This is a genomic window from Paenibacillus daejeonensis DSM 15491, assembly GCF_000378385.1.
In the GTDB taxonomy this organism is placed as follows: domain Bacteria; phylum Bacillota; class Bacilli; order Paenibacillales; family Paenibacillaceae; genus Paenibacillus_D; species Paenibacillus_D daejeonensis.
Window position 1 is genome coordinate 73,612 of record NZ_KB899674.1, and the last position, 22,651, is coordinate 96,262.

The 22,651-nt window shown below is 55.6% G+C and carries 18 protein-coding genes; 14 read left to right on the forward strand and 4 right to left on the reverse strand.

The window, feature by feature from the left end; all coding sequences use genetic code 11:
• Window positions 1-148: 148 nt before the first annotated feature.
• Window positions 149-1,045 carry a LysR family transcriptional regulator gene (locus F556_RS0128345; RefSeq protein WP_020620378.1) on the reverse strand — a complete coding sequence of 299 codons (897 nt, stop codon included), beginning with the start codon at window positions 1,043-1,045 and terminating at the stop codon, window positions 149-151.
• 222 nt (window positions 1,046-1,267) lie between these two features.
• On the opposite strand from F556_RS0128345, the gene F556_RS35480 reads away from it, so the two are divergent.
• The 10 genes from F556_RS35480 to F556_RS0128395 all read left to right on the forward strand — a co-directional run bounded on the left by F556_RS35480 (window position 1,268) and on the right by F556_RS0128395 (window position 14,769).
• Window positions 1,268-2,008 carry an isochorismatase family protein gene (locus tag F556_RS35480; protein ID WP_020620379.1) on the forward strand — a complete coding sequence of 247 codons (741 nt, stop codon included), beginning with the start codon at window positions 1,268-1,270 and terminating at the stop codon, window positions 2,006-2,008.
• A gap of 32 nt (window positions 2,009-2,040) precedes the next feature.
• The gene (locus F556_RS0128355; RefSeq protein ID WP_020620380.1) at window positions 2,041-3,633 is read left to right on the forward strand and encodes an ABC transporter substrate-binding protein; all 1,593 of its coding nucleotides are present in this window, start codon (window positions 2,041-2,043) and stop codon (window positions 3,631-3,633) included.
• Between the two features lie 13 nt (window positions 3,634-3,646).
• Window positions 3,647-4,594 (forward strand): ABC transporter permease, encoded by a 948-nt coding sequence (locus F556_RS0128360; protein ID WP_020620381.1) that lies wholly within the window; start codon window positions 3,647-3,649, stop codon window positions 4,592-4,594.
• A gap of 30 nt (window positions 4,595-4,624) precedes the next feature.
• Window positions 4,625-5,521, forward strand: coding sequence for an ABC transporter permease (locus tag F556_RS0128365; RefSeq protein ID WP_020620382.1), 897 nt, complete (start codon window positions 4,625-4,627; stop codon window positions 5,519-5,521).
• A gap of 25 nt (window positions 5,522-5,546) precedes the next feature.
• Entirely contained in the window at window positions 5,547-7,583 is a 2,037-nt protein-coding gene (locus F556_RS0128370; RefSeq protein WP_020620383.1) for a dipeptide ABC transporter ATP-binding protein, read from the forward strand.
• A gap of 17 nt (window positions 7,584-7,600) precedes the next feature.
• Window positions 7,601-8,881 (forward strand): MFS transporter, encoded by a 1,281-nt coding sequence (locus F556_RS0128375; RefSeq protein WP_020620384.1) that lies wholly within the window; start codon window positions 7,601-7,603, stop codon window positions 8,879-8,881.
• A gap of 92 nt (window positions 8,882-8,973) precedes the next feature.
• Complete coding sequence (locus F556_RS0128380; protein ID WP_020620385.1) at window positions 8,974-10,161, forward strand: MFS transporter; 1,188 nt, start codon at window positions 8,974-8,976, stop codon at window positions 10,159-10,161.
• 49 nt (window positions 10,162-10,210) lie between these two features.
• A complete protein-coding gene (locus F556_RS38155; RefSeq protein ID WP_157272991.1) occupies window positions 10,211-10,600 on the forward strand; it encodes a hypothetical protein in 390 nt (129 codons plus the stop codon).
• A gap of 96 nt (window positions 10,601-10,696) precedes the next feature.
• Window positions 10,697-13,483, forward strand: coding sequence for an alpha-mannosidase (locus tag F556_RS0128390; RefSeq protein ID WP_020620387.1), 2,787 nt, complete (start codon window positions 10,697-10,699; stop codon window positions 13,481-13,483).
• Between the two features lie 389 nt (window positions 13,484-13,872).
• Window positions 13,873-14,769, forward strand: coding sequence for a class I SAM-dependent methyltransferase (locus tag F556_RS0128395; protein WP_020620388.1), 897 nt, complete (start codon window positions 13,873-13,875; stop codon window positions 14,767-14,769).
• A 24-nt stretch (window positions 14,770-14,793) separates the two neighbouring features.
• On the opposite strand, the gene F556_RS0128400 is transcribed toward F556_RS0128395, so the two are convergent.
• The 3 genes from F556_RS0128400 to F556_RS0128410 form a co-directional block, all read right to left on the reverse strand.
• The gene (locus tag F556_RS0128400) at window positions 14,794-15,840 is read right to left on the reverse strand and encodes an NAD(P)/FAD-dependent oxidoreductase (protein ID WP_020620389.1); all 1,047 of its coding nucleotides are present in this window, start codon (window positions 15,838-15,840) and stop codon (window positions 14,794-14,796) included.
• Complete coding sequence (locus F556_RS0128405) at window positions 15,833-16,861, reverse strand: ABC transporter substrate-binding protein (RefSeq protein ID WP_020620390.1); 1,029 nt, start codon at window positions 16,859-16,861, stop codon at window positions 15,833-15,835. Before F556_RS0128405 ends, F556_RS0128400 begins: the two co-directional genes overlap by 8 nt.
• 124 nt (window positions 16,862-16,985) lie before the next feature.
• Complete coding sequence (locus F556_RS0128410; protein ID WP_020620391.1) at window positions 16,986-18,611, reverse strand: AraC family transcriptional regulator; 1,626 nt, start codon at window positions 18,609-18,611, stop codon at window positions 16,986-16,988.
• Between the two features lie 183 nt (window positions 18,612-18,794).
• Here F556_RS0128410 and F556_RS0128415 point away from each other — a divergent pair, with 183 nt between their 5' ends.
• The 4 genes from F556_RS0128415 (at window position 18,795) to F556_RS0128430 (ending at window position 22,651) form a co-directional block, all read left to right on the forward strand.
• Window positions 18,795-20,363, forward strand: a complete 1,569-nt coding sequence (locus F556_RS0128415) for a diguanylate cyclase (RefSeq protein ID WP_020620392.1) — start codon at window positions 18,795-18,797, stop codon at window positions 20,361-20,363.
• 21 nt (window positions 20,364-20,384) lie between these two features.
• Window positions 20,385-21,380, forward strand: a complete 996-nt coding sequence (locus F556_RS35485) for a prenyltransferase/squalene oxidase repeat-containing protein (protein WP_020620393.1) — start codon at window positions 20,385-20,387, stop codon at window positions 21,378-21,380.
• A 32-nt stretch (window positions 21,381-21,412) separates the two neighbouring features.
• On the forward strand, window positions 21,413-22,138 hold the full coding sequence (locus F556_RS0128425; protein ID WP_020620394.1) for an SDR family NAD(P)-dependent oxidoreductase: 726 nt from the start codon (window positions 21,413-21,415) through the stop codon (window positions 22,136-22,138).
• A 150-nt stretch (window positions 22,139-22,288) separates the two neighbouring features.
• On the forward strand, window positions 22,289-22,651 hold the full coding sequence (locus F556_RS0128430) for a VOC family protein (protein ID WP_020620395.1): 363 nt from the start codon (window positions 22,289-22,291) through the stop codon (window positions 22,649-22,651).

Genomic DNA, 22,651 nt, shown 5'->3' on the forward strand with positions numbered 1-22,651 from the left:
TTTTCTATAGTATTTTTGTTCTTGGTCTCAGTTGATGCGTCGGGATAGAGGTGTGCAAGTGGGCATGGGGGGAATGGTGCAAAAAAAAGGGGCAAACAAGAGAGATACGAGCTCCGGGGGCCCGGAGCCTTAGGTTTGTGGATGAAGCTTAACCCAGGGTGTTGACAATCACTTCCTCGAAGTGACGGATAAACAACCGATCAATGCTGCTGAGTTCGCCGTCGTGATAAGCGATGTACACCTGACCGGGCGGAAACGGATTGGGATCTACGTCGACCTGGACCAGGGAACCTTCGCGAAGCTCATTGCGCATATACAGCTCTGCCGAAAAATGCACCCCGCTGTTTCGCTGGATAAAGTATTTGATCATGCCCAGGTTATTGGTCTCGTATTTAACATGGAAAGGGAGATTATGCTGCGTGAGAATCATCTCCAGAATTCTGCGGTTTTCCGTGCTTTTCTGGTAAGTAATCATGGGTTCGCGCAGCGCTTCTTCTAACGGGATCATCTTGCGGGAGGCAAATGGATGCTTGGGAGAGACAAACAGCTTCATCTTATCCTGGTAGACGGGCTCGTAGATCAAATCGGGGCTATTGCTGGAGTAGCGGGTAATGCCTACTTGGAACGTACGGTTCTTCATCAACCGAACAAGCTCGGTGGAGCTGTAGCAGTAGATTTTGATAGAGACGTCGGGGTGCTTGCGTGTGAATGTATCGAGCACCTCGGGCATGATGCAGGAAGCGAACGAATTGTTGCAGCCGATGGCCAGCTTGCCGGAAGCGCCGCTTTTTACTTGATCGACCGCCTCTTGGCCCTCCCGCACTGCGCTGGAGACCATCCTAGCATAAGGCAGAAACGCTTTGCCCTCCTCCGTCAGACGAACGGCACCTTTACCGCGGATAAGCAGGGGGTTCCCCACTATTTTCTCTAGCTGATGAATGCGGTGCGACACAGTTGGCTGCGGCAGATACAGCTGACTGGCTGCTTCTTGAAAGCTTCCCACCTGGTAGACCTTCAAAAATGTCAGGATCTGATCCAGATTCATGATGTCTGCGCCTCCCATGGATATTATGTGTTATTTATAGGTTATAAAAACTAACATTAATCTTGCTGTGATAGCTCGTTTGTCTAATTGTATCATATAAAACATCCGCTTACATTCATATTTTTAATGTGGTCATTCAATACCGCTCATTTACGAGTCAGTTTATTTGACATAGTATTGACTCAAGCCAATACAAACCCATGAATAAAAGGAGCGGTTGCCATGACAGCACCAGGTTGGGAAAAGTTTATGACCGAAAGAGACAAGGTACACGATCAGGCACGGGGGAAGAAAGCGCCTTTTGGCTTTGGAAGCAAACCGGCGCTACTGTTGATTGATTTCTATGTAGGGGCACTCGGTTTGACGCGTCAACCGCTGATGGAACAAATCAAGACGCATCCGGGAGGCATGGGCCTGGAGGGATGGGAGGCGGTAGACCGGACCAAGACATTGCTTGAGGCAGCGCGCACCTACGGAATCCCTGTCATTCATGTGACCAAGTTGGATCGCGATAATGTGGTCGGTTGGGCAAGCCGCACCGGGCGCAACAAGCAGGTGGCGCAGTCGGAAGCGAAGATGCCGGAAGAGCTGAAGCGCCGTTCAGCAGAAATCGTATCCGAAGTGGCGCCGATCGACGGAGAGCTGGTTATTCGCAAGGCGGCACCCAGTGCCTTCAACGGCACGGTCCTCCCCTACATGCTCCAGAGCTGGGGCATTGATACCCTCATTGCATGCGGGGAGTCGACAAGCGGCTGTGTACGATCGACCGTTGTCGATGGAACGACACACAGCTTCAAGATGGGCGTGGTAGAGGAATGCACGTTTGACCGGACCGAGATGTCCCACTGGGTCAACCTGTTCGATCTGAATGCGAAATATGCAGATGTCGTCAAATTGAATGAAGCGGTGGCTTACTTTGAACAGGTGGCTGCGGCTCGCGAGGGCTCACTGGCAGGCGCTTAAACAAATTTCAGATCATATTGGGGGGCTGGACCATGCTAAACAAACGGATGGCACCACTAATGCTTTTGTTGCTGGTTGTCTTGGCGCTGTCTGCCTGCGCCTCGGATGGCGCGACGACGACAGGCAACACGACCTCTTCAACTGGGGAGGTTACCTCGACGGCGCCTCCCGCAGAGGGCGAGAAGGTGTTACGAATTCGATTCTACGATGACCCGGCGGGGTTTGATCCGGCGACCGTCTTTCGGGTAGAAAATGAAGCGATCGCCTTCAATGTGTTCAGCGGCTTGACGACCTACGATTCCGAGACTGGCGAGATTCTCCCGGATCTGGCCGAGAGCTGGGAGACACCTGACAATGTGACCTGGACCTTCAACTTGCGGAAAGGTGTGCAGTGGCAAAAAGGCTACGGTGAGTTCACATCCGCGGATGTCATCTACACCTACGAGCGTATTGTCGATCCGGATACCGCATCACCGTATGCTACAGACATGTCCAATATCAAGTCCGTTTCAGCGCCGGATGATTATACGGTGGTCTATGAATTGGAACAGGCCGATGCCAACTTTCTGCATGTGGTGGCGAATTACCATCAGGGGCAGATCGTCAAGCAGGAGGCTGTGGAGGAATTGGGGGACCAATTCCGTTGGAATCCTGTAGGAACCGGACCTTACGAACTGGAGAGCATCAGCACCAACTCCGAAATCGTACTTGCCCGGCATGAAGACTACTACAAGGGGCCAGCCCCCATCTCCAAGCTGCAATTTATCATTATAAAAGATGAAGAGACTGCGACGATCGCCTTGCAGAATGGGGAAGTAGATATCGCCATGCGCATCAATCGTGACGAAGCGCTCGCCCGACTCGAGCGGGACGGCTTCTCCATGAATGAGCGGTTTGATCGTTCCATTCAAGTGAAAGTGTTCAACACGACGCAGCCGCCATTCGATGATGTGCGCGTGCGGCAGGCTTGGGCGCATGCAGTAGATTACGCCAGTATATATGAGACCCTTCAACCGTACCTCGCTAGAGGCACAACGAACATTATGCCTTCCTGGATGGACGGCTACACCGATGATATCCCCGTCTATGATTACAATCCCGAACGGGCGAAGGAGCTGTTAGCAGAAGCGGGCTATCCTGACGGATTCACAGTTAAGCAACCGCTCGTCTCCTCCAACGGGGTCAGGGAGGGAGAGCAATTGGAACAGGAATATCTGCAAGCCGTCGGTATTCAGTTGGAGTTCGAGCTGGTCGATGCCCCTGTCTTCAATCAACGGCGCAATGATGGCGACTTCGCACTCTCATCCAGGGCGCTGCCAGCGATTAACCCGGACACGATTCTCTTCAGCTATCTGCACCCGGACAATAAAGCCCCGCGCGGATTAAATGGCGCAGGATACGACAATCCGGAATTAACTTCCAAGCTGGAGGCGGCGCGGATGGAATTGGACGAGACAGTACGTCTCCAATTGTACAAAGAGGTCCAGCAGATGGCGATGACCGATTTGCCATATCTGCCTACGCAGTCGCTGCACGGGTACTGGCCGAGTCACCCCTATGTGGTAGGTGTCCACTTGAACCCGCTCTCCAAAGTGAACTTCTACGAGGTCGACATCCAAAGATAGGAGGTATGCCTGAATGGCGGACTATGCTTGGCGCAAACTGCTGCAGCTTATCCCGACAGTTATCGGCGTGGTAACGCTGGTCTTCCTCGCCATGCGGATGATCCCCGGCAATGCGACGGGTTTCATGGCCGGTGACAACTTGTCGGGGGATGCCCTGGCAGCCATGACAGAGCGACTTGGACTGGGCATACCGATGTGGCAGCAATATGTCAATTACGTGACCGGACTGCTGCGCTTCGATCTGGGTACGACGATCGTGACCGGTCTGCCCGTATCCCAGCTCATTCTGGAGGCGTTGCCGATCACTGTGATGGTCGCGGTATTGACCGTGCTGATCTCCTGTGTCATTGCCGTTACGATCGGCACAATCGCAGCTTATCTGGCGAACAAAGGAAAGAAGTGGTTCGACCAGCTGATTACTTGGCTGACGATGCTTGTCGATTTGATGCCCTCGTTCTGGATGGCCTTGCTGCTGATGCTGACCTTCACCTTGACGCTTGGCTGGTTCCCCGCATCTGGCACAATCAATTTCAGTGATCCAGGACAGATGCTGCAACGGATCGCGCTACCTCTGATGGTCCTCTGTGCGGGTCAGATTGCGATGATCGCCCGGATTACAAGGACGGCTGTGCTGGAGGTGCTGGGAGAGGATTACATTCGTACCGCGAGAGCCTTCGGGCTCCCGCAACTGCGGGTCGTCTTCCGGCACGCGCTCAAAAATGCGGCGATGCCTGTCATCACGGTGGCCGGTCTGGCCTTTGGCAATCTGCTCAACGGGACGATCATCACCGAGTTCATCTTCTCCATCCCGGGCATCGGCACCTTGCTGATCAACGGCATTAATAGCCGGGATTATACGCTGGTTCAGAGCGTCATCCTCGTCTACGCGTTTCTGTTTATTCTAGTTAATATGCTGACTGATTTTATTTACAAGTACATCGACCCAAGAGTTCGGCTCTAAACGGAAAACTTTTAGAAGGGAGGCGTACGCATGAGACATCGTTTTGCAAACCTGACGTTGGCCTCGGTCAGTTATCCACTGCGCATGATGCCCGGTCTCGGCTGGCTACGGTCGCTGCTGGGCAACCGGATCGGCCTGATCGGCCTCTCTATTCTGGTGCCGGTGCTGCTGCTGGCGGTGCTGGTACCGGTGCTGCCCTTCGCGGATCCGTTCAAGACGAACGTTAGTGTCAGCTTGAATAGCCCGTCGCTGGAGCATCCGTTCGGGACGGATAAGCTGGGGCGGGATGTCTTCTCCCGAACCATGACAGGCTTACAGACCTCGCTATCCGTCGGTTTTCTGGTCGCAGGCATTACCTTGTCTTTCGGTCTGCTGTTCGGGACCTTGTCCGGTTTTTTCGGTGGCAAGCTGGATCGTCTAGTGATGGCGGGGGTGGACATCTTCCTGTCGTTCCCTTCGCTGCTGCTCGCCATCGGTCTGGTTGCCATCTTCGGCGCGGGATTCCTTCCGGTCGTGGTGGCAATTGCGATCGCCGACATTCCGCGGGCGATCCGTCTTCAGCGGTCGCTGGTCCTTGGTATCAAGAGCAGAGCCTTTATCGACGCGGCTCGTATGGTATCGGCTACGCCCGGCTGGCTGATGGCAAGACATCTGGTGCCCAACACGATTGCCCCGATGCTGGTAGCTGCCAGCATTACAGCAGCCAATGCGATCTTGACGGAGGCCTCACTCAGCTTTCTTGGACTGGGAATTACGCCGCCGGAGCCTTCGCTCGGCAATATTATTCGCGAAGGCCAGATGTATCTCCAGGAAGCCTGGTGGATCTCAACGCTGCCCGGGCTAGTCATCCTGTTGATTGCGATCAGCCTGCATCTTGTGTCCGACGGGATTCGTGAAGTGCTCGATCCACGGGCTCGCAAGTCATAATTCATCTACAGAGGAGCGTGGTGACATGACCCCAGGGACTCAAATGAATCCATTGCTGCAAGTCGATCAGCTGCGGACTTATTTTCATACGCGGGAGGGCGTGGTCAGAGCTGTCAACGACGTTTCATTCACGCTGAACAGTGGTGAACGAATGGCGGTGGTTGGCGAAAGTGGCTCAGGCAAAAGCGCGATGGCGATGTCGCTTCTGCAACTGCTCAGTTATCCGGGAAGCGTCGAGTCCGGCCGGGTGTTGCTGGAAGGACGTGACTTGCTTGGGATGAAGGAGGAGGAGTTGAACCACGTGCGCGGCGGCGAGATCGGGACGGTCTTCCAGGATCCGATGACCTCGCTTGATCCCATCATGTCAATTGGTGATCAACTCGTCTCCCATATGATTCGGCATCTCCGTCTGAACCCACGTCAAGCAAGGGAGAGAGCCGCGCAGTTGCTGACGCAGGTCGGAATTCCAGACAGCGAGGCCAGATTGCGCAGCTATCCTTATGAACTGAGCGGGGGTATGCGCCAGCGGGTATTGATTGCGATGGCTCTCTCTTGCAAGCCGAAGCTGATTCTTGCTGATGAGCCGACAACCGCATTGGACGTGACGATTCAGGCTCAGATCGTCGAGCTGCTGAAGGACATCTCTACCGAGACAGGCATGGCGCTGCTGTTTATCACGCATGATCTCGGACTGGTCGCGCGTTTTGCCCAGAAAGTCGCGGTCATGTACGCAGGAAGAATCGTCGAGTATGGCTCCGTGTATGATTTATTCGAGCGGCCGCAACATCCCTATACGCAGAGTCTGCTGCGTACCATTCCGAGCATCAAGGGGCCTCGTCCGAAGCGGTTGATGCAGATTGGCGGGTTTCCTCCGGATATGCGCCAGCCGATTGAGGGCTGTGCTTTTGCGGATCGTTGCCTGGCCGCTGTGCCGCAATGCCGTCTGGAGGCGCCTGAGCTGGAAGTGAAACACGGCAGACAGCAAGCGGCATGTCTCGTGGATGGGGGAATCGAGGCTGTGATCGGTCAGACGATGCCTCTGCACCGTGAAGGGGCAGAGCCTCTGCCACAAGATGAATTAAGGGTTGAGACCCGGCCGGTGCTAGAGCTGCAGCAACTGACCCGGCATTTCAAGACCGATGCCTCCCTCTTCAAGCGCGAGGGCCGGACGGTCCGCGCAGTCGATGAGATCGAGCTGTCGCTGGATCCGGGCCAGACGCTTGGCCTTGTCGGCGAAAGCGGCTGCGGCAAGAGCACAACCGCCCGCATGCTGCTGCGGCTGGATACGCCAACTGCTGGCGAGATCGTAGTGGAAGGGGTGGACATCGCCAAGCTGAAGGGGGAAGCGCTGAAGAGCTTCCGGCGCAAAGTGCAGATGGTTTTTCAAGACCCCTATTCCTCCTTCAACCCGAAGATGAAAATAAGGGATATCATCATGGAGCCGCTTCAGGTGATGGACATCGGCACCAGGGAAGATCGGGAGCTTAAGGTTCAGGATCTGATCCGTACGGTGGGGCTGGATACCGTCTATCTCGACCGTTACCCGAGCCAACTGAGTGGAGGCCAACGTCAACGCATCGGCATCGCACGCGCACTGGCGCTTGATCCGTCCATTATTATTGCAGATGAGCCGACATCGGCTCTGGATGTGTCCGTACGGGCACAGGTCATCAATCTGTTGGCCGATCTGCGTGAGCGGCTGGGTATCAGTATCTTGTTCATCTCGCACGATCTGTCCATCGTTCGTCATATCTCCGACAAGATTGCCGTCATGTATCTGGGCAAGATCGTCGAATACGGCAGTGCGGATGCTATCTTCGAGGATCCCAAGCATCCCTATACCCAAGCATTGTTATACGCTGCTCCCGTCCCTGATCCGGTCGCGGAGGAGAAGCGGACGATCCGGCTGATCGGGGGAGATCTGCCCAGCCCGTCGAATCCGCCGCCGGGCTGCCATTTCAGCACGCGCTGTCCGATGGTCACGGACCGCTGCAAGCAAGACCAGCCTGTACTTGAGCAGATGGCGGATACCAGAAAAGTCGCTTGCTTCCATGCTTCCTAACCCATCGGAGGAATTCTATGCAGCTGAAAACACTTAGCGTTGTCGGCGGCGGTATCCATTTTGCCATCATCGCCATTACCCAGCCTTTTTTCTCGCTCTACGCCGCAGAGCTCGGTGCATCCACGGCGCTGATCGGACTCATGGTCACGCTCAAGGCGTTGCTTCCTTTGTTCATTGCGATGCCCTCCGGGCAACTGATCGACCGGTTGGGCGCTCCGGTTATGCTAACCATCGGCAATGGCGTCACGGTAGCTTCACTTGCCTTGATGGTCTGGAGCCCCAATCTGACGGTACTGTCCCTCTCGCAAATTCTGGTCGGTGCCGGGACCTTGCTAATGGCAGCTTCGCTGCAGGTTCTTGTATCCGATGGGGAGAAGGCGGAGCGCGAGCGCGATATCGCAAGGTATTCGGCCTGGTCCTCGGCTGGCACGATGATCGGACCCGTTATCGGCGGGGTCATCATCACGCTATTCGCCGCGAGCCGATTGTCTGGCGAGGGGGCTATGGAGGGACAAGGATACAGGGCCGCCTTTCTGTTCTCTCTGCTACTGGCCATCGTCTTCATGATGGCAGTACTGTTCCGGACAACACGCACTCCGGGCGCTCGTCTATCGGTATCGGAGCTTGGCGGTATGCTGGGACCCAAGGCCGTCTTGCAGAGCTATACGAGCGGGGCGCATCTTATGAAGCACGCCGGCGTGCAATTTGGACTCGTCAGTACGTTTTTGATTCATTATCTACAAGCCATCTGGATGAGTTTTTTCCCGCTATATTTGGACACAATGGGCTACTCGGCCCTCGTCATCTCGCTGCTGGTAGCGCTTCGCGGGTTTGCCAGCTTTATTTCGCGTGCCTTCTTGCCCTGGATCATGAAGGGGCTGGCACAGACGCGGATCCTGATCTTCGCTGGATGCATCGCGGCCATATCCCTATCCATCCTGCCCCTGTTCGCCAGTCATGTCGTGTGGGTCGGACTCATCAGCTTCGTGCTGGGCTGCGCCGTTGGCGTGAACATGCCCGTCAGTACCATGATTATGGTCACCGATGAGAATCGTGGAGAACGCGGACGGATTATGGGCTTGCGGCTGTTCGTGAACCGCGTTTCACAAATTGTGGCTCCCGCCATGTTCGGCTTAGTCGGACAGGGGATTGGACTGGGCGCCGCTTTCTATGCCAGTGGGGGGGTGTTGTTCGCCGCGATAACGGGATTTGGCTATTGGAAACGGTCATCGCTTCAGGATTCGCCTAATCGGAAGACTGAGGCAGCCAAGGAGGCGAGAGAGACTCTTCAGGCATAGCCTATGCTTCCGAAGCAAGTTTTCCTTCGGAAAACTTAAGTCTATGCTTCCGAAGCAAGTTTTCCTACGGAAAACTTTTAGGGGGGATAATCATGTCCAGGTTCGGCACGAGTGTGTTGCTGTTTGTCCTGGCGGTCATGTATTGGATCGGATTCAGCATGGTGCGTCCCATGGTGTCCTTGTATTTTAACGATGCCGGTTATTCCGTCCCTGTGATCGGTTGGTTCATGGCTCTGCAAGCCGTCATCCCGGTTCTGCTTGCCATGCCAGCAGGCAGTGCCATCGACCGGATCGGCACGAGGCGGGCGACGCTTGTCGGGTCGGCCATGCTGCTTGGCAGCGGGCTGCTCTACTGGGCCGGGGGAGCTCTTGGCCTGGTGGCCTTCATCCTGGCCGGGCAGATCATCAGTGGTTTGGGCAGCTTGATGAGCTGGGGGGCGTTGCAAGCGGGCGCCGCCCAGACTGCTCGCGGTATGCCGGTGGAGCGGAGTAGAGATCGGATGCTGGCCAACTTTGCGTTTGCGAATTCGCTAGCTCAATTTGCAGGACCGATTACCGGTGGCTACCTTTCGGATCAGGGTGGATACGGCTTGGTGTTTCTCATCTTTGCTGGTCTCGCCGGGTCATCGCTTATGCTTAGCTTGTGGCTTCCTGCGCTTCCCATAGAGGGGAGGACAAGTCGAAGCAGCGGAGTGTGGACTAGTTATGCGAGTGGTTTTGGTCTGCTTCGGAGCAATCGCCCTTTTCTGATGGCTATTGCAGTCAACGGCATCTTGTTCGTACTGATTGACATGCAGAGCGCCTTCTTCCCGCTGTATTTATCAGGAGTGGGTCTTAGCAATACGGAAATCGGATGGATGCTGTCGATCGGCGCGATCGCCTCCATTGTAATCCGGCCTTTGGTCGGTTACCTGATTGAATGGCTGGGCCACCGGCGTATTGTCGTATATAGTATGATGCTCGGAGCCATCTGCTTGTTGTCGCTTGTGCTGACGCCGCCGCTTTGGGCACTGGGAATGATTGTTTTTCTGTGGGGCATTTGCTCCGGGATGAACCAACCGCTCGCACTCATCATGGTAGCCCGCACGGTCCGATCTAGCCAGCAGGGCATGGGGATGAGCCTTCGGACCATGTCTAACCGGATTGTCCAAGTGGCTAATCCTGTAGGTTTCGGAATTCTATCGGGCTGGCTTGGGCTAACCCTGGGGTTCGGCGCTGTAGGGTTCCTCATGCTTGGCGCCTCCGTCCTCGTTCAGCGGTTCTACCGTTCCACGACTTGATGCTGATTGTTAATGACAGGCCTACCAGCTGCTGGTTGGTCTTTTTTTATTGCCTGGCAGCCGGCTGGTCGGCCGCTGTAACGCACCTTTGTTCCTCTATTTGCTCGGCAACCCGCTGGTCGGCCGCTGTAACGCACCTTTGTTCCTCTATTTGTCTGGCAACCCGCTGGTCGGTCACTGTAACGCACCTTTGTTCCTTTATTTGTCTGGCAACCCGCTGGTCGGTTGCTGTAACGCACCTTTGTTCCTCTATTTGCTCGGCAACCCGCTGGTCGGCCGCTGTAACGCACCTTTGTTCCTCTATTTGTCTGGCAACCTGCTGGTCGGTCGTCAGAGTAAGGAGAGGGGTCTCTTAGCATCATTTGGCAGGCTCGCTGGAGATGAATCTGACAATCATCAGCCTTGTTCATATCCTGGAAACTTTCTGGATGCGTATTGAGCTTTTCCTTCGGATGGAGACATGGTAAGGTAGAGTACGGAAGAGACAGCAGAGACAGCAGAGATGCAACTACAGAATAATTGGAGGATTACCTGCATGACTACGAAAAAGACTGCGCATATCATCTCGCATACCCACTGGGACCGGGAATGGTATATGCCATATGAACATCATCATATGTTGTTGATTGAATTAATGGACAAGCTGCTGGATACGCTCGATCAGGATCCGGCGTACCGATATTTTCACTTGGACGGACAGACCATCATCCGCGAGGACTATTTGCAGGTTCGACCGGATCAGAGAGAGCGGCTGGATCGTTACATCCGCGAAGGACGCATTCATTTTGGGCCGTGGTACGTGCTCCAAGACGAGTTTCTGACTAGTGGAGAGGCCAATCTGCGCAATCTGTTGATCGGTCATCTGGATGCCAAGCCTTTCGGTGTGATTTCCAAAACGGGCTATTTCCCCGATTCCTTTGGCAATATGGGCCAGGCCCCTCAGATCCTGCAGCAGGCGGGGATAACCAATGCGATCTTCGGACGTGGTGTGAAGCCAACGGGCTTCAATAATACCGTCGGCGAGTCGGATAGCTACGAGTCGCCCTACTCCGAGATGATGTGGCGTTCGCCGGACGGCTCGGAGGTGCTGGGGGTGCTGTTCGCCAACTGGTACTGCAACGGAATGGAGGTTCCCGTTGACCCGGACGAGGCCAGGGCGTATTGGGACAAAAATCTCGCCAGCGCTGAGAAATACGCATCTACACCGCATTTGCTGTTCATGAACGGGTGCGACCATCAGCCGATCCAAACGGATCTGTCCCAGGCGATCCAAACGGCGGCTGCCCTGTACCCTGACATGGAGTTTGTACATTCTAACTTTGATGATTATCTCCAGGCGCTGGAAGCCAACCTTCCTGGGGATTTAGTAACTGTGGTCGGCGAGCTGCGCAGTCAGCATACCGACGGCTGGGGGACGCTGGTCAACACCGCTTCCGCGCGGGTGTATCTGAAGCAGCTTAATCAGGCCGGTCAGACCTTGCTTGAGAAGGTGGCGGAGCCGCTCGCTGCTTTTGCCGAGCTGGCGGGCGTGCAGACGTATCCGCATCATCTGCTTACCTATGCGTGGAAGACGCTCATGCAGAACCATCCGCATGACAGCATCTGCGGCTGCAGCGTCGATGAGGTACACCGTGAGATGGTGACGCGCTTCGCCAAGAGCAGCCAGATGGCAGAAGCGATCGCTGCGCAGAGCGCCGCACTCCTGGTAGATGCCATCGATATTGACAGTGTCGAGGCGTGGGGAGAAGCTGCCATTCCATTCACCGTGTTCAACACAAGCGGCTGGTGCAGAACTGGGAACGTAACGGTGGAGCTGATTACTGCCAAGACGTATTTTGTCCGGGGGCGCACGCCGCAATCGTTGGCAGTCGAGCTGAATGAAGCGCCGCTTGGTGATTTGCAGGTCGTGGATGAAGCGGGTACGGTCTATCCGGCTGAGGTGGAGGATCTTGGCGTCCAGTTCGGCTATGAGCTGCCCAAGGACCGTTTCCGTCAGCCGTACATGGCCCGCAAAGTACGGGTGACCTTCCTGGCGGCTGACGTCGCCGCTCTGGGGTACCGGACCTATGCGTTGGTAGCCGGGGCAGTGAAGCCGTCGATTGACGCGCTGCCGGATAAGGTGCAGGTGCAAGGCCATACGATGGAGAACGCCAAGCTGCATGTGTCGGTGGAGAGCAACGGGACGGTCACGGTGACTGACAAAGCGACAGGCACCGTCTATGCGGGGCTCAATGCCTATGAGAACACCGGGGATATCGGCAATGAATATGTCTATCGCCAGCCGGAGGGCGAAGCCGCGCTGACAACTGAGGAGCTGCAAGCTGAGATCCGCTGGATCGAGCAATCTGCCACCCGGGCGGTAGTAGAAGCCGTGCTCCGCTGGGAGATTCCTGTGAGCGCCGACGAGACCTTTGCCACTGAGAAGCGCGAGATGGTCGCCTTCCGTGAACGCCAGGCCCAGCGTTCCACGGTGATGGTACCGCTGGTCCTGACGACACGTTATACGCTCGAGGCAGGCAGCCGTATGCTCCAGGTCAGCACGAGCTTCGATAATCAGGCTCAGGATCACCGGCTGCGGGCTTTGTTCCCGACGGGGCTGGTCGCCGATCATCACTTTGCTGACTCGGTTTTTGAAGTAGCCAGACGCAGCAACAAGCCTGCGACGGAGTGGATCAACCCAAGCAATGCCCAGCATCAGCAGGTGTTCGCGAGTGTAGCGGATGGCGCCAATGGGCTGGCGATTGCCAATAAAGGCTTGAACGAGTATGAGGTGCTGCAGGACGGCAAGAACACGATTGCGGTGACGCTGCTGCGCGCCTGCTCCGAGCTCGGAGACTGGGGCGTGTTCGAGACGCCGGAGGCGCAGTGCCCAGGTCAGCAGCATGTCGAATATGCCATCATTCCGTATGCCGGAGACGGCGCAGTGTCCGGTGCTTACGCGGAGGCCTATCAGTATCAGATTCCGTGGACCGTTGTGCAGACCCAGGGTCCTGCAAGCGGCGTTGCTCCTTTGTCGACTGACGCTCAGAGCAAGCCGCGGGCCAAGCTGCCCGTATCCGGCCAGTGGCTTGGCTGGAACTCGGATGTGTCCCCACTCGCCTTCTCGACGCTCAAATTCTCGGAGGAGACGGGCGATCTGGTGGCCCGCTGGTACAACCTTGGCGAGGAAGCCGCGAACCTGCGCGTGAGCACGTTCTTTGAGACGGAGGCTGTCTATGCCAGTGATGTACTGGAGCGGCGCGTCGAACGGCACGAAGGGGAGACCTGCGAAGTGGCAGGCTACAAGATTTATACCCAGGCCTATCAAGTAAAACGAGACTAAGCGGTAGACACTGACACAGCATATAACAACACACCTCCAGTCACGTCCATCCTTATCCAGAATAAGGGGACGTGCTGGAGGTGTTTTTTGGTCTGGTGAAAACGACTGACTTGCGCCTACGAGTATTCACATGGGCCCGTTCTCCCGGAAATCGCTTGGATTTTTGATTTTACGACGCATATTTTCCGTTATTAGCCCGAAAAAGCGGCATGATAGCCATCCAACCAGGTTATAACGGAAAATAAGCTCCCTAACCTTATGAGGAACCGTCCTATTGCCCCGATAGCGGAAAAAAGAGGACGTATCCCTACCAAAGTTTTAATTGACTAATACCTTTTTAGGAGTTATTGTAGATATATTAAATCTTTAATAAGAGGGCGTTGACGACAATGAGCGAGATATTACTGAATCCCGGTGCATGGGAAAAGGCATGGCAAGAAGACCCGAACACAGCGGTACGCAAGATGCGGGCAGCGGGCATGGACCCGGCGCGATCCTTTGATAGCAAGGCAGAGACGTTTGACCGGGAAGTGTTCAGCGCGGAGGGGAGACGGCGAGCCAGACGCATTATTGGCTGGCTGGAGGATCAGGGGGTTGTACTGGAAGGCGCCAAGGTGCTGGATATTGGGGCGGCGTCGGGCGGATTTGCGGTACCGTTCGCTGAAAAAGGGGCCCAGGTGACAGCAGTGGAGACCTCTCCGCCACTGGTAGCCATGCTGGAGGCACGTCAGGCCGGTCTCTCCCGCGGCTCGATTGACATCGTTGCCGAACCATTCGAGGATCTTGATTTGCAGGCGAGAGGCTGGACGCAACAATTTGATCTCGTATTCGTCTCGATGTGCCCCGTCATTAACGATTGGGCCAGTGTCCAGCGAATTCTGAGCTGCGCCCGCGAGTTTTGTTACATGAGTATGTCTGTGGGCTCCCGGGAGCATAGCCTGTTGGATGAAGTATGGGCCCTGCTGACCGATCGTCCCCGCCGGAGCGAGCATCTGGAGATGGCTTATCTGATGAATCTGCTGCTGCTCCATGGCTACGCCTTTCACTCACTGGTCACTCGCGAGATGAAGACGACAATTCTCACAAAGGACGAAGCCTTGGCAGAGCTGCTGCCTTTATTGCGCATGTTCGGGACGGACGAAATGATGCGTGTACGTGGATTAGCCGAAGACTATCTGGAGCAGGGCTATCCCTCCGGCCAAGTGACAGTACAACAAGGTGGCCGCTTCGGCAAGGTGCTGGTCAAGCTGGGAGATCAGCAGATGTACAGTCGGGAGGAACGGTAATAGACGGACATGGCTGGTTCCACTTCAGCTTTCCCTTAGTTGCCTGTTCCGCTCGCGGAACAGCTCGTTATGCGAGGAGACATAGGCCATTCCGTCGGCTTCGGGCTCCAGGTAGCTTTTGGCACTGTTGACCGCGAGCACGGCGTCGTTGAATGCGCCAGCAATGAGGCGGACCTTGCCCGGGCGGATCGAACAGTCGCCGGCTGCATAAACGCCGGGTAGACTGGTGACGGCGTGCTCGTCGACACGCAGCATGCCGTCTTCGAGAGGTAGGCCCCAGCGGACCATCGTATCCTCGCTGCGGCTATAGCCGTGGCTGACGATGACATCGTCCACCTCAATCCGCTCCTCGCATCCGGTTGAGGTATGGAGAAGCGTAACGGCATGAACCCGATTCTGCTCCCCATGCAGTCTGACGATCCGGCAGGGCGTAAAAACCTGTACGGCCTGCCGCATCGCCCCGACATTGCGCTCCATCGCTCGGAACTCATCCTTCCGATGGACGACGGTCACGCGTGCACCGCGCTCGGCCAGCTCAAGCGCCCAATCGACCGCGCTGTTGCCGCCGCCAGAGATGAGCACCCGCTTGTCCCGAAACTGGTCCAGACGGGTCACCGTATAATGCAGGTTGGTCAACTCGTACCGTTCCGCCCCTTCGACATCCAATCGCATCAGCTCGGCCACGCCCCGCCCGACCGCAATCAGGACCGTACGCGTCAGATGGCGTGCGCCCGTATGTGTAAGCAGCTCAATCAGGCCATTCGGGTGACGAATCATGCCTTCTATCCGTTGATTGAAGACGAGTGTCGGATCGAAGGTGACGGCTTGTTCGGCTAATTGCTGGATTAAGGCTGCACAGCGGATGGGCGGGATGCCGCCAACATCCCAGATCATCTTCTCCGCATAGGTGTGCAAGAAGCCGCCGAGCTCGTCCTTGCCTTCAATTACTTTGACACGCATTTCCCGCATCCCCGCATAGAACGCAGCGTACATGCCCGCTGGACCGCCGCCGATTATGGTCAGATCATAGACCTGTTCGCCCGACATCGGACCTGTCACCGGCTTACGCATTGTTATCCTCGAAGACCTTCAGAATCGCATCGATTGCGTAGTCGTCCGCAAGCGGCGCCATGCCGACATTAAACCATTCTTTACCGCCGACCATATAGACATGTCCGTTCTGCACGGCCTTCATGTTCTTCCACAGGGAGCTGCTGGACATCTCATCAAAGGCGTTCTTCACTTCTTCATTCTCCTCGTCATCGAGTTGAACGATCAGATGGTCTGCGTCATAGTCGGGCAGAACCTCCAGGGAGATGGACAACGCCGATTCACTCTGCGGGAATGCCTCTAACGGCTTCAAGCCGAGCTGCTTGTGGACCAGGCTGCCACGGGAGATGTTCTCGCCATGAATCACAATTTCCTTGGCCATGATCCGCATATACAATACCGTCTCATCACCGACCAGTTCATCTAGTCGGGCTGTTGCTTGAGCTTCTTTATTCTTCAGATCCTCGATGACTTGCTCGGCCTGTTCGTCCTTACCCAGCACCCCGGCGATGTCCCGGAGCTCATCCTGCCATTCGTCCCGTTCCGGTAGCAGCACGGTCGGCGCAATTTTGGACAGCTGATCGTAATCCTTTTCCGCCCACCACTGTGGAGCAATAATCAGATCAGGCTCAGAGGAGAGGATCGCTTCGAAATTCGGGGTCTTGGCAATGCCTGTTTTGAGAACGTCACGGAAAGGCTCCTCGAGGTAGGCGGGGAAATCTTCATGATAGTTCTGGACCGCAACCGGGACAATATCCAGGGCATACAGCAGCTCGGGATAGACCACAGACAGACCGACAATCCGCTCGGGCTCTGCGGGAATCTCGACTTCGCCCATTACAGTATCGATAGTGCGAAGGGCGGGCGTTTCTGCTGCGGGTTCAGCCGCTTGTTCGTTCGCTACGGGTTCATCTGTCGCGCCACCGGAGGTCTCAGGGGTTGGCGATGCGCCGTTGTTATCTGCTGGGTCCCCGCCACCACAGGCTGTCAATAGTGCTGCAACCAGCACAATCACCGCTATTGTCCATCTGCTTCGTTTCATTGCTTTCTCCTCCTCCTACATCTGTAATGAATGAAAAATCTAATTAAGATTAATAATCATTTTCATTTAGATGTAGTATACGGGAAGCCCGTCCACGAGGAACAGTACCGATTCGGACTTTATTTTAGGTACAATCATGCCATAGCTTTCGTACTTCATCCAGCAACAAATCATGGGTAAAGGCCGTATAGTCATGGAGCAGTGTGGCATCCAGGGTGTTCACCCGCTGATAACGAACGGCAGTCAGCTGTTCCCACAGGGGGCTAATGGCGATGGCATGCCACCGTTCCTTGGCCTGCTCTTCCTCCCCCACGATGACCAGCAGCCGATCAACATTCAGCTCCGCAAGCTGTGGCAGCAGCATGTCCACCGGACCCTTGGACACAGCGAATTCTGCAGGCTTGGTCATCCCCAGATCACCATAGAAGACGTCAGCCATACTATAGTCGCCAGGGACCACCAGGCCGTGTGCAGTCACCTGCAGGAGGAGCAGGCTGTCCCCACCGATGGTAGGCGTGAGCTGTTCCCTGATGGTGGCCGCCTTCCGTTCATAGCGGGCAAGCCAGATATCTGCCATGCCATCCATTCCGAGATAATGGGCAGTCATACGCAGATGCGCTCGCCAATCGTTATTGTCCCATGAAATCTCGCAGATCCGAATATAAGACTGCAACTCCTGTCGCTCCTGCTCTGAAAACTGGCGGTCAATGGCGACAATTGCATCAGCCTCCGCGGTGCGGACCTCCATCAGCTTGGTTTCCGTATCATCGCTTAGCGGAGACACGCGATCCGTATGGTACTTGCGCCGGTAATAGGCTGTCCAGGGATGGGAGTCGGGAGCTGCGCAAGGAATCATCTGCAGGGCCAGCAGGATCCCGATGACCTGGGGATGGTAAGCGACAATCCGCTGACGGCTGTTGCGAATGAAGGCAGCGGGAGCAATGCCTGTGATTTGCCTGAATTTTCGCCGAAAATAACCTTCCTCGGGGTAGCCTACCAGACTGCCGATTTCTTTCAGAGGCGGCGGGGGCTCGTTCTTCATCAGGGTTTGAGCTTCCCGGATGCGATGAATGGCCAGATAGTCCATGGCACTGTAGCCGTAGCGTTTTTTGAATTGACGCATGAAATGCCGCTCACTCATCTGTGCTGCAGCAGCAAGGTCGCCGATGGCCAGCTTGTGCTGATAATGACGCTCCATGTAGGACTTGGCGGCTTCCAATGAGGCGCTCTCGTCGGTTGATGGCAGGCTTGCTTGGTGAAGGAGCTCATGAACCATTCCCTGAAACCGGGCCTGCGCGCCAAAGCGCTGCAGGGAGGAACCGCTCTGCCAGGACCGGTGAAGGTCCTCGCACAGCATGAGCAGCTTCCAGGGGGACTCCGCTACCATTTCCTCCGGCCAATGCGCATCCCGGGTCATCTCACGTCTGAATCCCGAACCGTCCTGCTCCTCTACATAGGTATCAAAGTGGATCACGTAGCAGCCCTGCTCGCTCATGCCATGTACATCGGCTTCCGTCAACTGACCAGGACCACATAAATACACTCTTCCAGTACGGAGAGGAATAAACCGACCGTCCAACATCAGCTTGCCTTGACCGCTTGCGATGTAGAGCAGCAGAGAAGATTCCAGAAATTGTGCTTGTAGCCTCCAGTGCCCCCGGGAATCGGTCAAGTGGTCAATGGATCTGAGCCGCAAGCTCAATTGTTCCAGGGCCGCAGGGTGACGGCTGTTGTTTCCCGCGCTTAACATCGCTTTCGATCTCCTTTCAAGCTCCGATAGAATACGGTTGATACCAGCTTACGGGTGATTCACTCGATTGACAAGCCCTGTGGCCTCTGAATGTCCTCGTAATCAACAGTGGACTGTTTGAAGTACCACGAATAGAGTATAATCGTTTCAAAGACCGCGCTTTTGATGGTAGGAGGAGCACCTGTGTTTAGATACATGATTGCCAACTATGCGCTGTTAACCGCCTTTTTGTTCTTTTTTAATTACCTGTTTCGACGCTACCTCTCGGATCGTCCCCTGTCGCTTGGCATCAAGCTAGTGATCGGGGTGCTCCATGGTGTGTGTGCTCTACTGCTACTCGTGTTTAGTGTTCGCGTCAATGAAGTGACGTTTCTTGACTTTCGGCACATCATCGTCATTTGTGCAGCCTATTACGGAGGCCTGCCGGCTTCTATGGTAACCGCTTTATTTGTCGTGTTTGGCCGGATTACGTTTTTCGGGTCGTTTACACCCTCACCTACCAGCATACTTCCGCTGATCTCCATCGCTTTGGCTGGCGTGGGCAGCGGACTAATTATGCAATCGGTGCAGGTGTACAGACGCAAGTGGTTGTTAGCCGTGGCGTGGAGCATGACGCTGATTCTGATTGTCACCTATACAAGGGGGTTCCGGCCGGAGAGCTTCTATTATATAGCGCTGGTTGGCTCCGGCGGGCTGTTTGCATCCGTACTGATTCGTTCCTTCCTCACGAATAATCAGCTGATTCGCCAGGTAGAGCACAGTGAACGGCAGTACCGCTCCCTGCATTCGCTGCAGGAAGCGATCTTCCAATCGGCAGTCGGCACCTCAATGATTGTGACGGACTGCAAGGGCCGCATCACGCATGCCAACAAAGGAACGGAGCACATGCTGGGGTATTCGGCTGAGGAGCTGATTGGAAAGGATGCACTCGCAGCCTATCATGACCCGGTGGAGGTAGAGGATTATGCCGGTGAGCTGTCCCGCAATCTGGGTACCGTCATTCCGCACGAGCAGCTCTTGATGCGCAGTGCCGACGCCGAGCACTTTGAAGGCAGGGAATGGAGCTTTATCCGCAAGGACGGGTCGCGGATGACGGCGCTGCTTACTGTCACCCCTTTGCTGCTGGATGGGGAGAAGGCAGGGGTCATCGGGATAGCAATTGATATTACCGAGCGTAAAAAAATGGAGGCCCAGCTCAAGCAGCTCTCCTTGCTGGATGGGCTGACGGGGATCGGCAACCGCCGCTTTTTCGATGAGATGCTGCATCAGGCGTGGACCCGCGCAGTGCGGGCTCAAGAGCCGGGTGGGCTGTCGCTGCTGCTGTTCGATGTGGATGCCTTCAAAGCCTACAATGATCATTATGGCCATCAGGCGGGGGACGAATGTCTGCGTAGTATAACCGGGCTTGCCAAGGCAGGTCTTAATCATCCGGAGGCTATCTTCGCCCGTTATGGCGGGGAAGAGTTTGCCGTCATTCTTCCAGGCGCGGATGCGAGCAGAGCTGCTTCACTGGCGGAAACTCTGCGGCTGTCCATCGAACGGGCGGCATTGCCGCATCTTCATTCGGTTACGGTACCGGTCGTTACGGTGAGTGTCGGCGTCTCGACATACGAGCCTGTCATGGTGAGGAGTAGCGAGGAGCTGATAGCCATGGCGGATCGGGCACTTTATCAGGCCAAGGCCAACGGACGAAATCAGGTGATGAGCTACGATGCCGCCGGGGAAGCCATCTTCGAGCACCGACAGGTCTAAATTTAAAGGAGGGGATGCCGGATGATTGCAATCAAGCCTTTCATGGCAAGTATTATGCGTACGTTGGAGGATCACCGGGCGTCGGATGGCGGCTATCGCCGGAGGAAGGCGGACCCGCCAGCTTCCGATCTCTACGGAACGGTAGATGCTGTTATCCTCATGTACACCTTAGACAAGCTGCCAGCGGAGGGAACCACGGCCCATGCTGAATTGGTACAGACCCTTCAGAGCTTCCAGCAGCCGGACGGTCTGTTTCCTGGCGACGGACATCCTCCAATTCACGGGACGGCATTTGCCATCTCAGCTCTGGAGCTCCTGGACGCCAAGCCGCTTCGACCGCTCGTTGCCCTGGATGCCCTTAAGAGCCGGGAGGGGCTCTATACATTTTTGGAAGCGTTGGATTGGAAGCGTCAGCCCTGGGGCGAATCGCTCAAAGGCGCGGGGCTGTATGCGGCTCTCGTGCTTGCCGGAGAAGTTGATAGCCAGTGGGAAAACGGGTATTTTGACTGGCTCTGGGAGGAGTCGGACCCGGTTACCGGGCTGTGGCGGCGTGGAGCCGTGCCCGTTGTAGCGGACCACAGCGGGGATGCGCCGTTATTTCATCATCTGGCAGGCTCGTTTCATTACTTGTTCAATCAAGAATACCGCAAGCGGCCGCTTCGCTACCCGGACCGGCTGGCAGATACGTGCCTTGCTTTGGATGAAGCTGGCGAGCTGCCCCGGACCACGGACAAGTTCTCATTCCAGGAGCTGGACGTCCTGTACCTGGTGAGTCGGGTGGCAATGCAGACAGATCATCGCAGAGCCGAGCTGTACGCGCTTATGCGCGGGATCGGTACCGGTCTTCTGGACTTCATCGAGAGCTTGCCGAAGGGGGAGGACGACGTGTTGACGGAGGATTTGCATGCCTTGTGCGGTACCGTATGCGCACTGGCGATCGTCCAGTTCGTGATGCCTGAGCAAGTCGATGCGGACGTAGAATTGCAGAGAGTGCTGGAGCGAAGACCGTTTATATGAAACGTAAGGACAGATGAAGGAGGGCGATAGCGATGACATCATATGCTCTGGTATCCGGAGCCGACCGGGGTTTGGGATTGGCATTAGTGAAAGCGCTATTAGATAAAGGCTATCATGTGTTCGCGGGACAGTACGGAGAGACGGCTGAAGCGCTGGAGGCATTGGATGAGCTGTCGGGCGGCCGCCTGCGGAGGATCCGTCTGGATATTGGCGATGGCGGCAGTGTGCAAGAGGCGGCCCGTGAAGTCGCCGGGACAACGGATCGGCTGGATTTGCTGATTAATAATGCGGCCATTCTGGGCAACATTACAGCAACGATTCAGGATGATCTGGATTTTGAAGGGATGGAGGAGGTCTATCGGATCAACACGCTAGGTTCACTCCGGCTGTCCAACGCGTTCATTGAACCGATTCTCCGAAGTGAAACCAAGCTGATCGTCAACATCTCCTCGGAAGCGGGCAGTATCGGCAATTGCAAGCGAACCAGCTGGTACGGCTACTGCATGTCCAAGGCGGCACTGAATATGCAATCGCAGCTGATCGACAACCAGATTCTTCCGCAAGGCGGGCGAGTACTGGTGCTGCATCCCGGTCATGTGCAGACGTATATGCAAGGCAAACTTGATGCCTCGGGACGACTCACACCTGCTGTCTCTGCAGCCCTGATTATAGGGATGATTGAACAGCGATTGGCTGATGGAGAGACTGACAAGCCACTGGCACTGAAGGATACGGAAGGGAAGGTGTGGTCATGGTGAATAACGGGAAGCTGACTCGACACAGGCGGCTCGTTGGGCGGCAGAAGCGAGTGTGGAATAAAGGACGGAAATGAAAAATATGTAAATCACCTTGTTTACTACCGAAAAGATATCTAGTATACTAACGGTATTAAATGATGGAGGTGACTTATGTTTAAACCAGGCGTAACGGTGTGGTACAGCGTAAAAAGCTTGCAGGGCAGCATAGCATTTTATAGGGACAAGCTCGGGTTTGAGGTGGTTTTTCACGATGAAGAGGGCGGCATGGCGATGGTGAACACAACGACGGCGGGCTGCATCATCGGCTTCTCGGAGGCACAGGAAGTCGTCCCTTCTACCTCTTCTACGGTCTTTGAAGTGTACGATATTGAAGCTGCGCGTCAGGCACTGGAGCAAAAAGGCGTGACCTTCCTCGGGGACATCGAGACAATTCCCGATATGGTCAAGCTGGCCACCTTCATCGATCCGGACGGCCACAGCCTCATGCTCTCCGAGGAGCTAACCCCGCTCTGA

What these genes read in the sequence shown, in the direction of transcription:
- F556_RS0128345 (WP_020620378.1), bottom strand. Translation starts at nt 1,045, where the DNA reads ATGAATCTGGATCAGATCCTGACATTTTTGAAGGTCTACCAGGTGGGA.
- F556_RS35480 (WP_020620379.1), top strand. Translation starts at nt 1,268, where the DNA reads ATGACAGCACCAGGTTGGGAAAAGTTTATGACCGAAAGAGACAAGGTA.
- F556_RS0128355 (WP_020620380.1), top strand. Translation starts at nt 2,041, where the DNA reads ATGCTAAACAAACGGATGGCACCACTAATGCTTTTGTTGCTGGTTGTC.
- F556_RS0128360 (WP_020620381.1), top strand. Translation starts at nt 3,647, where the DNA reads ATGGCGGACTATGCTTGGCGCAAACTGCTGCAGCTTATCCCGACAGTT.
- F556_RS0128365 (WP_020620382.1), top strand. Translation starts at nt 4,625, where the DNA reads ATGAGACATCGTTTTGCAAACCTGACGTTGGCCTCGGTCAGTTATCCA.
- F556_RS0128370 (WP_020620383.1), top strand. Translation starts at nt 5,547, where the DNA reads ATGACCCCAGGGACTCAAATGAATCCATTGCTGCAAGTCGATCAGCTG.
- F556_RS0128375 (WP_020620384.1), top strand. Translation starts at nt 7,601, where the DNA reads ATGCAGCTGAAAACACTTAGCGTTGTCGGCGGCGGTATCCATTTTGCC.
- F556_RS0128380 (WP_020620385.1), top strand. Translation starts at nt 8,974, where the DNA reads ATGTCCAGGTTCGGCACGAGTGTGTTGCTGTTTGTCCTGGCGGTCATG.
- F556_RS0128390 (WP_020620387.1), top strand. Translation starts at nt 10,697, where the DNA reads ATGACTACGAAAAAGACTGCGCATATCATCTCGCATACCCACTGGGAC.
- F556_RS0128395 (WP_020620388.1), top strand. Translation starts at nt 13,873, where the DNA reads ATGAGCGAGATATTACTGAATCCCGGTGCATGGGAAAAGGCATGGCAA.
- F556_RS0128400 (WP_020620389.1), bottom strand. Translation starts at nt 15,840, where the DNA reads ATGCGTAAGCCGGTGACAGGTCCGATGTCGGGCGAACAGGTCTATGAT.
- F556_RS0128405 (WP_020620390.1), bottom strand. Translation starts at nt 16,861, where the DNA reads ATGAAACGAAGCAGATGGACAATAGCGGTGATTGTGCTGGTTGCAGCA.
- F556_RS0128410 (WP_020620391.1), bottom strand. Translation starts at nt 18,611, where the DNA reads ATGTTAAGCGCGGGAAACAACAGCCGTCACCCTGCGGCCCTGGAACAA.
- F556_RS35485 (WP_020620393.1), top strand. Translation starts at nt 20,385, where the DNA reads ATGATTGCAATCAAGCCTTTCATGGCAAGTATTATGCGTACGTTGGAG.
- F556_RS0128425 (WP_020620394.1), top strand. Translation starts at nt 21,413, where the DNA reads ATGACATCATATGCTCTGGTATCCGGAGCCGACCGGGGTTTGGGATTG.
- F556_RS0128430 (WP_020620395.1), top strand. Translation starts at nt 22,289, where the DNA reads ATGTTTAAACCAGGCGTAACGGTGTGGTACAGCGTAAAAAGCTTGCAG.